Here is a 1129-nt window from a genome sequence, read left to right on the forward strand (position 1 = left end):
GCATTCTACTGGAAGCCCAAATTGCGCATCCCTGATATCTATGAAAATAAGTACAATCAAAAAGCATTTGGTCGTTTTTTAAAGGCTTGTTTGGAAACAACTAGTCCTGAAAAGGTATTGGCGGAAATTTATCAATTAGACTCATTAAAAATAAAGGGACTGGGACCAGCTGTTGCAAATATTTTATATTTTTTACACCCTACTCTGTTTCCTCCTTTTAACACAGCAATCGTAAAAGGGTTCAATTTTTTATTTAATGAGAAGATTAAATTAGGCATTTGGGAAGAGTATCTTAAAATGCGTGAAAAAATGCTCCAAATAAATGAGCAATATCGTCATGTTCTTTCAAAAGATCAAGGCGCCTTGGCTGGACTTTTATTCGAAATTGGAAGTAATCGGATCATTATTGAAAATAATGCAGAACACTTTGTAAAAACGGAAATGGAAAAAATCGAAAAAGTAAAAAGGCGGCGCCAAAAAGATGTCTTTGAGGATCTGATTGAGGAAAATACTCATACAGAAATGCAGTATTACCTTGCGCTTTTAGGAAAATCACTCGGATACAAGATTTGGATCGCCAGGAATGACCATAAAAGAGAGTGGAATAATCAAAAATTAGGTGAATTTTCCTTAAGGAATTTTAATATTGGAAACTGTTCTCCCTCTGTGGCTGATACGATTGCTTTAATAGATGTATTATGGCTTGACCAAAGTGAAAAAGTAATCGCTGGCTTTGAGGTTGAAAAGAGTACCTCTATTTATTCCGGTATTTTACGCTTAACCGATTTGTTGTTATCTATTCAGAGTGAAGAATGTCAATTTTATTTAGTTGCACCTGAAAAGCGCGAAAAGGAGATACGCGCTCAATTATTAAGGCCCTCCATTCAAACACTTCCGACTAAGTCCATATCGTATCTGCTATTTCATGATTTGCGGTGCGACTGTGATGCAATGTGTAAATTTGGTAATGATATATCTGTATTAGAGAAAATAGCCAAAATAGTATAGAGTTTATAGAAGAAGGCAAGAATATTCTCAATATTAATTGTAAAAAGGCATCGAGAGGCCTGCCTTTCGGTGTCTTTTGTCATTTTTGGATAGGATTGCGGTTAAAATACGTTGATTTCCT

General features: G+C 35.2%; 1 protein-coding gene. It reads left to right on the plus strand.

Features of this window, described 5'->3' with window-relative positions:
• A partial coding sequence (locus TY15_RS22985) for a hypothetical protein (RefSeq protein ID WP_042375729.1) occupies positions 1-1008 on the plus strand: 1008 nt, incomplete at its 5' end.
• Between the last annotated feature and the right edge of the window lie 121 nt (positions 1009-1129).

The sequence above is a fragment of the Neobacillus jeddahensis genome (genome assembly GCF_000612625.1).
Taxonomy (GTDB): domain Bacteria; phylum Bacillota; class Bacilli; order Bacillales; family Cytobacillaceae; genus Neobacillus; species Neobacillus jeddahensis.